General features: G+C 35.9%; 15 protein-coding genes and 1 riboswitch. Of the genes, 9 read left to right on the forward strand and 6 right to left on the reverse strand.

What is annotated here, in order from left to right; translation table 11 throughout:
* Positions 1-125 precede the first annotated feature (125 nt).
* Positions 126-344, forward strand: a complete 219-nt coding sequence (locus ACE38V_RS13615) for a hypothetical protein (protein ID WP_375841936.1) — start codon at positions 126-128, stop codon at positions 342-344.
* A gap of 221 nt (positions 345-565) precedes the next feature.
* Here the strand turns inward: ACE38V_RS13615 and ACE38V_RS13620 are convergent, their stop codons facing one another.
* Positions 566-1021 (reverse strand): GNAT family N-acetyltransferase, encoded by a 456-nt coding sequence (locus tag ACE38V_RS13620; protein ID WP_375841938.1) that lies wholly within the window; start codon positions 1019-1021, stop codon positions 566-568.
* Between the two features lie 142 nt (positions 1022-1163).
* Here ACE38V_RS13620 and ACE38V_RS13625 point away from each other — a divergent pair, with 142 nt between their 5' ends.
* The 4 genes from ACE38V_RS13625 (at position 1164) to ACE38V_RS13640 (ending at position 5500) form a co-directional block, all read left to right on the forward strand.
* Positions 1164-2885, forward strand: a complete 1722-nt coding sequence (locus tag ACE38V_RS13625; protein ID WP_375841940.1) for a DUF2207 domain-containing protein — start codon at positions 1164-1166, stop codon at positions 2883-2885.
* 230 nt (positions 2886-3115) lie between these two features.
* Positions 3116-3883, forward strand: coding sequence for a SagB/ThcOx family dehydrogenase (locus tag ACE38V_RS13630; protein ID WP_375841942.1), 768 nt, complete (start codon positions 3116-3118; stop codon positions 3881-3883).
* A 195-nt stretch (positions 3884-4078) separates the two neighbouring features.
* A complete protein-coding gene (locus tag ACE38V_RS13635) occupies positions 4079-4456 on the forward strand; it encodes a hypothetical protein (RefSeq protein WP_375841944.1) in 378 nt (125 codons plus the stop codon).
* 114 nt (positions 4457-4570) lie between these two features.
* Complete coding sequence (locus tag ACE38V_RS13640) at positions 4571-5500, forward strand: DMT family transporter (RefSeq protein ID WP_375841945.1); 930 nt, start codon at positions 4571-4573, stop codon at positions 5498-5500.
* A 28-nt stretch (positions 5501-5528) separates the two neighbouring features.
* Here ACE38V_RS13640 and ACE38V_RS13645 read toward each other — a convergent pair whose 3' ends face one another.
* On the reverse strand, positions 5529-5969 hold the full coding sequence (locus ACE38V_RS13645; RefSeq protein ID WP_375841947.1) for an NUDIX domain-containing protein: 441 nt from the start codon (positions 5967-5969) through the stop codon (positions 5529-5531).
* Positions 5970-6189: 220 nt separating this feature from the next.
* On the reverse strand, positions 6190-7065 hold the full coding sequence (locus ACE38V_RS13650) for a MerR family transcriptional regulator (protein WP_375841949.1): 876 nt from the start codon (positions 7063-7065) through the stop codon (positions 6190-6192).
* A gap of 308 nt (positions 7066-7373) precedes the next feature.
* Between ACE38V_RS13650 and ACE38V_RS13655 the strand changes: the two genes are divergently transcribed.
* Together ACE38V_RS13655 and ACE38V_RS13660 are read left to right on the forward strand one after the other, a co-directional pair.
* Positions 7374-7742 carry a CidA/LrgA family protein gene (locus ACE38V_RS13655; protein WP_375841950.1) on the forward strand — a complete coding sequence of 123 codons (369 nt, stop codon included), beginning with the start codon at positions 7374-7376 and terminating at the stop codon, positions 7740-7742.
* Positions 7735-8424, forward strand: coding sequence for an LrgB family protein (locus ACE38V_RS13660; protein WP_375841952.1), 690 nt, complete (start codon positions 7735-7737; stop codon positions 8422-8424). Before ACE38V_RS13655 ends, ACE38V_RS13660 begins: the two co-directional genes overlap by 8 nt.
* 194 nt (positions 8425-8618) lie before the next feature.
* Here ACE38V_RS13660 and ACE38V_RS13665 read toward each other — a convergent pair whose 3' ends face one another.
* The 3 genes from ACE38V_RS13665 to ACE38V_RS13675 all read right to left on the reverse strand — a co-directional run bounded on the left by ACE38V_RS13665 (position 8619) and on the right by ACE38V_RS13675 (position 11615).
* Complete coding sequence (locus ACE38V_RS13665; RefSeq protein WP_375841954.1) at positions 8619-9431, reverse strand: amino acid permease; 813 nt, start codon at positions 9429-9431, stop codon at positions 8619-8621.
* Between the two features lie 127 nt (positions 9432-9558).
* Complete coding sequence (locus tag ACE38V_RS13670) at positions 9559-10935, reverse strand: amino acid permease (RefSeq protein WP_375841956.1); 1377 nt, start codon at positions 10933-10935, stop codon at positions 9559-9561.
* 125 nt (positions 10936-11060) lie between these two features.
* Positions 11061-11615, reverse strand: a complete 555-nt coding sequence (locus ACE38V_RS13675; RefSeq protein ID WP_375841958.1) for a GNAT family N-acetyltransferase — start codon at positions 11613-11615, stop codon at positions 11061-11063.
* Between the two features lie 120 nt (positions 11616-11735).
* Positions 11736-11813, reverse strand: a riboswitch (glycine riboswitch).
* A gap of 387 nt (positions 11814-12200) precedes the next feature.
* Between ACE38V_RS13675 and ACE38V_RS13680 the strand changes: the two genes are divergently transcribed.
* On the forward strand, positions 12201-12476 hold the full coding sequence (locus ACE38V_RS13680; protein WP_375841960.1) for a ferritin-like domain-containing protein: 276 nt from the start codon (positions 12201-12203) through the stop codon (positions 12474-12476).
* A 16-nt stretch (positions 12477-12492) separates the two neighbouring features.
* Positions 12493-12837, forward strand: coding sequence for a spore coat protein (locus ACE38V_RS13685; RefSeq protein ID WP_375841962.1), 345 nt, complete (start codon positions 12493-12495; stop codon positions 12835-12837).
* Position 12838 lies beyond the last annotated feature (1 nt).

Here is a 12838-nt window from a genome sequence, read left to right on the forward strand (position 1 = left end):
AAACGATAAGTATGTAAAAATTATACAACTTTTTTATGGAAGATACTTCTATAAATCTCCTTTTTTCAATAATTATGAATAATAATCAGATTGATCATATATTAAACCAAAAGGAGCATCCAAAGATGGTTATGGTTCATTTTATTGAAAATAAAACCGTTGTTTTAAGTCAGCTTCTTCAAAATATTCCCACTGTCGATGAAAAAATTAAAATTAAGGGCCGTAAAGGAAAGGTTTTGAGTGTAAGGGAAACTGAGAATAAGCAAATTGAAGTTCAAATTGAATTTGAAAAGGTCACCAAAGCTAAGACGATGGCTGCGCTTCCTAATAAGAAAAAGAGATAATTTGCCGTCAAACTGGAAAGTGGGAGTATAAGGGATTTTCCGAAACGTCTCTTCCCTTCTTCTATAAAAACAGGTGATTCAGTTTATCAAAAGGTTAAAATATTCTTGGTTGATTTAGATAAAACGAAAAAACTAAGGAAAGAGATTATTTGTGGATTGAATCGTTCCTTTAAAAAGCTTGGCTTCAACCAAGCTTTTTGTTATTCATTATTTTGCTGGTTTTATAATCTTTTAGTCATAAAGACACTATTAGGGTCCTCGATATAATCAGCAAAAGGTGTGCAATACTCAAAACCAAAGCTTTTATACAGTCTTCTTGCAGGTTCAAATTCCTCCATCGAACCGGTTTCCAGGCTTAACCTCTGATAGCTGCGTTTTTTAGCTTCGTCCATTATTTGTTCAATCATTTTTTTAGCGACCCCTTTTCTAAGAAATGGAGTAGCGGTCCGCATCGATTTAATTTCTCCATGTTTAACATTTAGTTCTTTTAATGCACCGATTCCAGCTAAGAAATTCCCTTCCCATGCACTCCAAAAGGTTATCTCAGGTTTTTTTAATTCCTCAATCTTAAGTGCATGAATGCTTTCTGGTGGTGAAAGTAAGCTCATCCCATGTAAATGCTCTTTAATTAAAGCAATTACTTTAGGACTTGATAAATCATCCTCTATTATTTGCATTGCTTTTCTCCTCCCTTCTTTTCCCTTAATTTTACTTTATAATATACTTCATTTTTATTTATTTGTATCATAAAGGGGTAAAGCTTTAGCAAATTTTAGCAAAGTTCATTATTTCTACACGAATAAGGCAGGTGACCTGAAATTGAATCGTAAACTACGATTGATTTTTCCTCTGATGATGAGTATGATCGCTGCCCTGTTTCTTTTTCCAGAAGCGGGTATGGCCGTTGATTATTCGATTACGAATATGAAAATTGATGCCTTTTTGCAGGAAAACGGACAGGTGAAGGTTACAGAAAAACAAACGTATTCCTTTGATGGGGAGTTCAATGGCATAACGAGAGAAATCGTTCCGAAGGCAGGTGCAAGCATCTCCAACTTTAAAGCAATTGAGCACGGTAAAGTCTTAAAGGTTAAAAAAGAAAAAAATTTGTATAAAGTTTATCGAAAAGGCGAGGACGATACCATTACAGTCACGATTTCCTATACAATCAAAAATGGAGTGGATGTTTATTCTGATGTTGCCGAATTTTATTGGCCATTTTTTGATGAACGGAATGAATCAACCTATGAAAATATGAATATTACGGTCCATCCTCCAAGTGAAACACAGGATGTGATTGCTTTTGGCTATGATGAAGCCTTTGATACAGAAAAAGTATTGACAGATGGTTCTGTTCTCTTTCAATTAGGGGAGGTCCCTTCAGAGGAAAACGGAGATATCCGTGTAGCTTATGATACTTCCCTTTTTCCAAAAGCGACTGTTACCTCTCATCAAGAAAGAAAATCAGATATCTTGGGGGCTGAACAAAAGCTAAAGGATGAAGCAGCTGCTTGGACGAAAAAGAAAGACATCTATTCTACAATTGCCCTATTTCTTGTACCGATTTTTTCGCTTATCCTCATTTTGATCATTATTTGGGTGATAATGCGATCACACCTAAAGAAGATGGACGTGGAAAGAAAATTAGATCCCTTCTTTTATTTGCCAAAAGAGAACTTGAGCATGCCTGCTACGATTTATTTTACTAAGAGACAGCTATCTTCTGAAGCAATGGCTGCGGCCCTGTTAGACTTAGTTAGAAAAGGATACGTAGTGAAAAAGGATGAAAACCGTTTTGTTTTAGGAAATATCCCTTCAGGAATTCGCAAGCATGAAGAAATCTTTATTCATTTTTTATTTGATGAAATTGGTTCAAATGGAGAATTTCAATTTGCGGATTTGAAAACCTATATCCAAAGAAAAGCTAACCATGAAAAATACCAAAAGGCATTTTCAAAATGGAAAACTGAAGTAATAAATGAAGTAAATGAACAAAATTTTTATGAGAGGAATGGAAAGTTCAGACTTCTTCTTGGTCTTATTAGTGTTCTTTTGATCCCGTTTGTTTTTATCTTTGCCTCATATGACTTATACGGCTGGTTGATTGCGTTGATTATTTTAATTTTAGGTTTCTTTGCAATGGCGATCTTTTATGTACCGAAAAATTCCAGCGGCTTAATGGTCATTCGTGAATGGAATTCGATGAAAGAACGGATGCAAAGTTTGACTACAAAGGATTGGGAAGCTCTAATAAATGATGACCAAATGCGCGCCTATATTTACGGAATCGGGATCAATGATAAGAAAATGATTAGAAAGAATGAAGAATTGATTCGATCTTTTGCACCACCTCCCTCCTCTAGCAATTATGGCGATGGGGAATCCGATTACAATTTATACAGTTTGCTATTTATTGGTCAGGCAGCATCCAGTAACTTCTATTATGCTCAACAAAAAACAGCTGAGTCTACTAGCAGCAGTTCTTCAAGCTCAGGTGGTGGTGGAGTTGGAGGTGGCGGTGGAGGATCTGGTGCTTTTTAATCAATAGTTAACAAAATTTCATGAATACATTCTCGGATCAAATGGTGTGCTACTAATTAAAAAATGTTCAAATTGAAACCGCTCAATATCAAGCTTTGAGCGGTTTTTTGTATAGAGATGAATCTTTATTATTCGAAGTTTCTTTCCTTTTTTCCTATGATTTAGCTCACTGAAGTTTTAGAAATTAAGTCTATGATGAAGATGGTAAACATCATATTGGAGGAATTATCATGATAAGATTTGAACAACAAAGGAATTTTTTAAAATCGGATTTTCTTGAATTTAAAAAGATTAAGACCGATAAGAATAAAGGATTACCACAACCGCCAAGCGTCAAGGCCTATGACAGTAATGCAAAAATCATCGCACTCCCCCCTGTCACTACGGATGTGTTAGACCAACCGAATATATATAACTGCATCAAGCAACGTAGAAGTACAAGGTTTTATGCCAATGAGGCAATTAGTCTCGAAGAACTTTCTTATCTTTTATGGGCAACACAGGGAATCACAGGGACGACAAAGAATGGGTTAACACTGCGTACTGTACCTTGCAGTGGTGCCACTCATACCTTTGAAACGTATTTATTTATCAAGTGTGTAGATGGAATTTCAGCAGGTATTTATCGATATTTACCGGTTGAGCACAAGCTTTTATACTTATTTGAACTGGATGAAATGGAGAATCAAATCGATGCGATTACCCTTGAGCAGCCATTTGTGCCGAATTTCGCCAAAAGAGCGGCGGTTTTATTCGCATGGAGTACGATTCCTTATCGCTCGGAATGGAAATACGATGTATCTACACATAAAAAAATCCTGATTGACATCGGACACGTAAGCCAAAATCTATATTTAGCCAGTGAATCCGTTGATGCCGGTGCATGTGCAATAGGGATCTATGATCAAGAACTAATTGATTCAATTTTAGGACTCGATGGAACTGAAGAATTTGTCCTTTTCCTTTCAGCTGTTGGTCGGAAGAAGTTTAAGGATTAACAAGGCCACTTAGTACTTTAGAAGTCAAAAAGCCTGAATCAACGTAACCTTTTCATGGGAAATTCCATCTTTCCCCTTTTCTAAATAATTTTATTCATGAACTATTTGTGAAATAATGAACATTTTCTGTCCATACTCGTATATTTATTGTATTTGTAGAAATAGAAAATTTTTTTCAAAATAGGAAGTGAAAAAATGAGGAATAAGGTAAAAATCTATGGTTTATTGGTTATTATATTAGTTATGTTTACAGGCTGTTCAGGTGGCTCCTACCGGATTACCGTAGGAGATATCGGTGTCTCTCATCAGAAAATGAGTGGAAAATACAGCAGTTTCACTGGCCACTATTTTAAAACTATAAAAATTAGAAGCGGAGAAACGCTTGCTGTTCATTTTTCCTCTGTCACGAAAAAAGGCACTCTAACTGCTAGTGTCATCAATTCAGAAGGTAGGAAGATAAAGTCAATCGAGACTGATGACACGGTGCAAATAGACAAACCGGGAAAATATAAACTGCAAGTTAGTGGGAAAAAACATAAAGGTCATTTTACATTATCTTGGAAAATAGAATAATCTGATTTTGAAGCAAGCAGAGAAAATCTTCTGCTTGTTTTTATATTAAAGTTATTTACAGAATTTTTTTAATTATTATAATATAGGTAATATCTAATTTATGGAGATAATCGAATGAATATACATATGAGGAAAACAGGTTTAGCCCTTGTCATAATCGGATCAACATTTTGGGGTGTAGGCGGAACAGTTTCCCAAAAGCTATTTCAACAGTTTGATATAGAAGTGAACTGGCTGGTCACAGCGAGAATGCTGATTGCAGGAATTCTCCTTTTAACCGTTCAATTTTTGGGGAAAGATCGAACACAAATCCTTAAGGTTTGGAAAAACAAAAAAGCGGCCCTGCAGTTATTGATATTTGGGATATTTGGTATGTTAACTGTCCAATATACATACATGGCTTCTATCAAACATGGAAATGCGGCGGTTGCTACACTTTTGCAATATTTATCTCCTGCCATGATTATTCTCTATTTAGTCATCCGTAAACAAACCATCCTATCTCGTCAGGATGTGTTAACTTGTTTCCTTGCCTTATTTGGTTGCTTTTTCTTACTAACAAATGGCTCTCTATCGCAGCTATCTGTGCCGATGCCTGCGATTACCTGGGGGATATTGTCTGCGGTTGCTTCAGCATTCTATACTTTATATGCTGTTCGGTTATTAAATCAATTTGATTCCTTTGTTATTGTGGGTTGGGCGATGCTGATTGGAGGTAGTGCATTAAGCTTTATTCATCCACTTTGGCGAGTTGATCTCCACCGTTTTAATGGAGAAGCTTATTTATATTTAATATTTGTCATTGTATTTGGCACTATGTTAGCCTTTTGGTTTTACATAGAAAGCTTGCAAAGCCTTTCAGCAAAGGAGACCAGTCTTCTTAGCAGCTTGGAGCCGCTTGCTTCTGTTTTGACAACTGTCATATGGTTAAAAGAACCATTTGGTTTCTTTCAATGGGCCGGGACCGCCTGTATCATTGGGATGATTCTTTTACTAGCCTTGAATAAACAAGTACCAAAAGAGGCAGGGAAACTTTCAGCATAGCTATTATTTTAGTTTCCCTGAAAAATTCTTATCGAATAAAAGCCATTTTTCTTTTAGATAATGCATCCTTTAACCAAGAGGGATGCATGGATAATAAATTGTGTGGCAGTTCCTCAAGCCCAAAATAACGAAGATCCAAGGATTCATTGGAATTGCATTTAAGGTTCCCACCCTTCACCTCTGCAAGAAAACAAGTGGTGATAAAATGAACGGTCTTCCCATTGGGATAGTTAAATACTTGTGATGCTGGTTCTGAATAAACACCGATCAGTTTTATTATTTCGATTTCTAGGTTGGTTTCCTCTTTAACTTCTCTAATAGCAGCTTCTGAAACGGTTTCTCCTATTTCAATATGTCCAGAAGGAATTCCCCACAGGCCTACGTCCGCTCTCTTCTGCAGCAAAACCTGCTTCTTTTCATTAAAAATGATCACGGCAATTCCAGCTTTTATTTCGTCAATTTGGTTCATCTTAATATCCTCCTTTAAAATAAAAAAAGCCGAGAGGAAAGATTTCAACGTATAGCAAATACGCTGAACCTTTCCCCTCGGACCTTTTATGTCAATAGGTGCCCTTTACCATATGTAAAAGATGTAGCCCTTGATCACAGACCTATCAGGATAGCGGAACTCTAGCTACAATTTTCCAGTTCGGATTTATTTTACAGTGAAATTAGCGGAAATGAAAGAATTATTTATCCTCTTGATACCAGTTTGCGACTTCTGGATATTTTCTCACCATCCACTCATTCGCTTTTTGTAAGCGATTGGAATACTCTCTGTAAGAAGAGCTTAATATTTTTAAATTATGGATGAATATGTCATTGTATCCACTGATTTGCTGAAATTCTCTTATGGCTTTTCCCATTTGATAAGCGGGAGTAGATTGATATTCCTGAGATGAACGCAGTTGTATGTACTCCTCTAGGTTTTCATGTTTAGAAAAGTATTGTTCAACATCCTCGGTAACCTTGAATAGCTCTTGATTGATTAATTCCATGTCTTCTACTTCAACAGAGATGGCCTGTTCTATGTACTCCTCTATTTCTTTAGGAATAGTTAGTTGATCAAGAAATTGGACGATGTTGTTATAGGCAGCTTTTTTCTCGGGACTATTGATTCTTTCATTTAAAAATGGACCAAAATGAATGGCTAAAAACATGGCATAAGTACCTGGAAAGGCTTGTACAAGCTTTTCTTTTATCGTAAAACAGTGATCAAGATGCTCTTTAATATATTTTATTTCTTTTTCAATGTCATAGCCATTCATTAAGTGTTCAAGGCATACCTGCTTTTCCTGCAATTTTTGCACCTTTAAATCCATGAGAAATTTGTTCTTTGCTAAAACAGCCGATTTATTGTTTGATTCTAGAATCTTCTTAATCTCAGAAATACTGAAATCAAGTTTCCGTAACACAGAGATTTCTTTTAATCGAGAGACATCCTGTTCATTAAAATTTCGATACCCATTATGATTGACCACGGGGTGAATTAGTCCTTGTTTTACGTAATATTCAACTGCCTTTTTGGTTAATCTGCATTCTTTACATACTTCATGAATAAGCACCTTGAATCACCTCAAATTTATCATAAGCTATTCCCTAAGGGGTTAGTCAAGAGCAACAACCTTCAAAAAATATTTTGATGAAAAATAATCCATTTGAATGGTGTCAGCATTTCTCTTCCTTCTTTAAATAAAACTTCATTTTATGTGGTTTTAGAATAGAGGAAACAAGATTGTAATTGTTAGTTTTTCTAACAATAATTTTGAAATAATAAATTAATATTTGTTAGATTTTCTTACAATAAAACTGACAAAGAAATATGGGTCCGCTACAATAAAGGTAAATTTTTCAAAGATTGGAGTGAAGGAATATGAAACTTCAATGGGGCATTCAAACGATTATTCTAACCGGATTTCTGTTCCTTGGTCATGGAATGGTGAAGTTATTTCATCTCCCCCTCCCCGGTTCCATTGTGGGAATGTTGTTCCTATTTATAAGTTTGTTAACTGGATTTTTGAAATTAAAATGGGTGGAACAAGCTGCCACCTTTCTTCTAAAGCATTTAACCTTCCTTTTTATCCCACCGATTGCGGGGTTATTTATATCATTTAGTTTCCTCAGCATTTTACATTGGAATGTCTTTCTTATTTTAATCGTGAGCAGTGTTAGCTGCTTGTTAACTTCCGCTTTTATGGTTGAGTGGGTGGAAAAATTAAAAAGGAGGAGAGCTAATGAATGAAGTTTTTTTGAAGGCATCTTCTTGTATTCTCTTAACTATTGCTTGTTACTTATTCTCGTTAAAAGTATTTCGAAAATATCATAAAAGCTGGTTAAACCCTTTATATACCGCTTCGTTTCTTCTAACGATGTTTCTTGTTCTCTTTCATGTACATGAAGAAACATATGAAAGAGTGAATTTTGTCTTTAATCAATTATTGCAATTAGCTGTAGTTGCATTGGCTATCCCCCTTTATAAGCAATGGTCCTTTTTAAAGAATAATTATCAAAAAATCCTTGCCGGAGTCATATGTGGAACTTCAGGTGGTGTAGCGACTGTTGTAGTGCTATCGCATTTATTTCACTTAAATAATCAACTCCAAGCTTCCCTTATTCCGCGGTCAGTTACTTTACCCATTGCTTTAACGATCTCGATTGATTTAGGAGGATTAGCCTCAACCACAATTATTTATGTGATACTTTCGGCTTTGATATCTGTTTTGATTGGACCTCAGTTACTCCAATACATTGGAATTACAAGTAGGTCAGCTAAGGGACTTGCTCTTGGGACATCTGCTCAAATGCTAGGTGCCAATCATTGTTTCAATTGGGGGGAAGAAGAAGGTGCGATGGGAAATGCGGCTATGACGACATCTGCATTATTTTTGACGGTTTTAGTCCCACTTGTTCCACTTATTCTTTAAGATCTGATGATAGAATGAAGAAGAATATCCCAAGGCGTAAATGTAAGTCATCGAATCATCTCTGCACTTTATTTATTTTAGCTGCTAATTAGATCTTTTTTAAAATTAAAATGAAATTTTTTATAGAAAGTTCAGTTAAGAATTATGAAACCAATCTAAGCCTTGCTTTCAATTGAAAGTAAGGCATTATCATTTTAATCTGTTTCATTACTTTTTGTAGTCTTCTTATTTTCCTTTACTCTAAGCTCTTGAGAATATTCTGTTAATAGTTTCGGCTGAAATATTTCAAGTTTGATATGTTTTGATTCATGACTGACCGCTTTTGTTTTGATTCGCGATCTAACGGCTAAGTAGATCAGCGCATACCCTGCAACCATCACCATTCCGGCAATAAGACCTGTTCCTTGACCGGAAATAAGTGGCATGCTCAATAAAATGAGAATCAGGCTGATTAAAGCGGCCCATGAGGTATAAGGAAATCCTGGCATTTGGCAAATCCCGTCAGGCGGACAGCCATCTCGGTTTCGAAAGCGAATGTGACTGGCCATTATGACCGCATAGGTAAAGAGTAAAGCAAAACCGCCAGTAGTGATTAATACTAGATAAACCCTTGGAAATAAAAGCCCAAACCCAAGTCCTAATAGCATAGCGAATTCAGAAAAAATGATTCCGCGATAAGGTACTTTGGAATGATCTTTCAAAAATAATGGTGCATGACCTTTATCAGTTAAGGAGCGAATCATTCTGCCTAATCCGAAAATGGATGATAATATTGCAGAAAAAATCGCAGAGATTAAGATAATATTCATGACGGTCCCTGCCCAGTCGATTCCCCAGCGATAAAGGGAGGCTACCATCGGGCTGACATTTTCATTGAGGATCGCTGTTGGAATAAGCGGGAGCAGTGCTGCGGCATATAAGATATATAATCCAACCAAGGAAAAAACGGTACAAGGTCTTACTGGTGTTGTATTTTGGATGTGATAGATTGTCTTTCTTGTTAACATAATCTGCATTGTAAGGTTTTTAGAAAAACAAAACGGCCAATTTCATAATTGTAAATCGCTTTGTTCTATACAAAAATAGCAGAAGTTCAACTATTAAAGTGAACTTCCGCTATTTGCATTAGATAGATTAACTTTTTGTTCTGTTTGGATTCGGTACGACAATTTTCACGTTTCTTTTATAAAAATAGAAAATAAATAAAAGAACAAACCATATAGGTGTTAATAATAAAGCCATTCGAGTTGCCTCAGCTACTAGCATGATGATTAAAATAAAAGCAAATAAGGCAAGCACCACATAGTTGATAAACGGTGTCAATGGTGCTTTAAAGCTGGATTTCTTTCGTAAATCTGGACGTTTTTTCATATAAATGATATGAGAGATTAGGATAATGCCCCATACCCAAATGAAACAGATCGCACTAATGGTAGTAACAATTCCAAAGGCTTGCTCGGGAATGAGTTTGCTTAGTAAAGCACCTACTGAAAGAACTACTGCGGATGTCAACAACGCGTTGCTAGGAACATGATTTTTATTTAATTTAGCAAAACTTGGGAGTCCCTCATTATTGCTGCTTAAATTATATAAAATGCGGCTCGTTGAAAATAATCCGCTATTACAAGCTGAAGCGGCTGAGGTTAGGACGACAAAATTTATGACTCCAGCAGCCACAGGTATTCCGACTAGCTTAAAGACCTGTACAAAGGGACTGCTAGACGCATTCAAATGATCCCAAGGATTAATACATAAAATAATGAATAAAGCTCCTACATAGAAAAATAAGATTCTAAGCGGAATTTTGTTGATTGCAGATGGAATGTTTTTCTTTGGGTCTGCAGTCTCTGCAGCGGACACTCCAACTAGCTCCACTCCCACAAATGCGAAAACCACCATTTGGAATGATAATAAAAAGCCAGAGACTCCATGTGGAAATAGACCTCCATCCTTCCAAAGATTATGAACCGCTACCGTTCCGGTATTCGTTTGGAATCCCATGATAAGTAGAATAATACCAATCGTTATCAAACATAGAATTGTAATGACTTTAATAATAGCGAACCAAAATTCTAATTCCCCAAAAAGCTTAACGGTTAATAAATTTAATCCTAATAGAATGATAATCCCTACAATCGCAGGAATCCATTGCGGAATATCAAACCAATATCGTACATAAACACCGACGGCAATTATATCAGCCATCGCTGTCATTATCCAGCAAAACCAGTAGGTCCACCCTGTAATAAAGCCTGCCCAAGGTCCAATATATTCTGCTGCAAAATCGGTAAAAGATTGGTAACCTGCATTCGATAAAAGTAATTCTCCTAATGCTCTCATCACAAAAAAGACGGCAATTCCGATTATTAAGTAAGCGAAGATTATAGACGGTCCTGCCAATTGAATGGCTTTTCCAGAGCCTAAAAATAATCCTGTTCCGATTGTTCCACCAATGGCGATTAGCTGGACATGGCGATTCTTTAAATCTCTTTTTAATTTGTGCTCAGTCACGTTTGTCTCCCCCATATGTTTTTATTAGGTATTTCTAAAGTCTATGGATGTTTAACACCTATGCCGAATTTAAAAAATACCCACAGAGATAAAGCAGGATTCTTTTTCCAGCCATATGTCTTATTTCAAAATGATTCAGCATGAAATCTCCCCATTATAATTGTGTTATAAAATTTCCCATCAGAAAGAAGTTTATCCATTTTTAAGATACCTTCGATTTCAAAGCCATTTTTTTGGTAAAGTTTAATGGCTTTTTCATTGGTTTCTAATACTTTTAAAGCCATTTTTTTGATTTGGCTGGAATCTGCCCAGGCAATAGACTCAAGTAATAGTTGGGTACCAATTTTGTAACCCCAATATTCCTTTAAGACACATACTCCAAATTCCACCTGATGAGTCAATCTTTTTAAATTATTTCCTTCACACCTTGAATAGCCAATGATACGGTCTTCAGTTTGGGAAATTAGGAAGAGATTCCTTGGACTCTGGGAATCCGCTTGAATCAATTGTTCAAAGCTAGTAGGATCCAATACGTCCTCCCCACTTTCCCTGTCCAAATTTTCTGTTTCCCCATCTATCTTTACACGCAGATGAGCTAATTCTTCTGCATCTACAGGACTTGCCGATCGAATGGAATAGTACAAAGAATTAACACAAAATTCCTTTTCTCGAATAATCATAATAATCTCCTATTCTATTAGGATAAAATAGCCTAGTTTGTAATTTTCCTTTATAAAACAAAAAGAGATTGGAGTTCTTCTCCAATCTCAAATGAACGTTAGAATAAACAAATAAAAGTTGATTACTCTTCTGTCCTTTTGCCTGAGATTATGAACCCTTCGGCGTCGCCATTGTGCGATCTCTCCAGAAATTGCTCCTGCTATAGTGGCCCCATAGCGATCATTGCAGTGTATGATGGAAGTGTTGATAAGAGAAAATACTTGCTTTCTCTCATTTTTAGTTTCTTTCAATATATTATTGTAAGATAATTTAAAATTTTATCAGTATTTATGTAATCGGTCAAGCTTATTTTTAGAGTTTGCCATTAATTTTGCGCGAATATAATGGATATTTTTTCATTTAATATTTAGTTTTGGAGATTTTGACCATGGAAAGGGATTATGTGTCTGGAATGAAGAAGATGAAGAAATTTAAAGGACTAATATAAGAAATATAAAGCAAACAATTTTAATCCTCGCATAAATTGAACATCTGAAGTTCATTCTAATAACGTGAATGAATTTGAGATGTAAAGGAGTAATGATATGAATAATGCCCAATCACCCATGCCTTCTCCCCCTGAGGCGATTACAACAAAGGATCTTTTATATTTAAAGGATGTGCTTTCTTGGGAGTTGTTAGCAGCGAAGAAATTTCATTTTCTTGCGACACAGGTGAGCAATGGAGAAATTCAGCAAGCCCTTGACCAAGCAGGTAGAATGCATCAAGATCATTATCAAAGAATTTTGTCTCATTTACAGGTGGATAATCAATCCGCTATGACAAGCATGCAAAATCAAAATCAGAATATGCCACATTAAGGTTGAGGTGAGAAGAATGCAAAATCAACAAGGAATGCAAAGCAATCAAATTGCAAATCCACAAACAGGTCAATTACCACAGGTTAAAAATCAGCAAATGAATGATCGGGATTTTTTAAACGATGGATTAAGCACATGTAAATATATTACGGATAGCTTAAATATTGCCGTTCGTGAAGCAAGTCATCAGCAGCTTTATACGGAAGTCCTTCAGATTCTACAGGAAACTCATAATAGCACTCGTGAATTGTTCAATCTTATGTTTAAAGAAGGCTGGTACAAGTTAGAAGCGGCAGATCAACAGAAGATTGATCAGGCTTATCAGCAGTTTAGTAATTATTCCACGCAATTTCCATATTAGC

This window comes from Cytobacillus sp. Hz8 (genome assembly GCF_042263505.1).
In the GTDB taxonomy this organism is placed as follows: domain Bacteria; phylum Bacillota; class Bacilli; order Bacillales; family Cytobacillaceae; genus Bacillus_BE.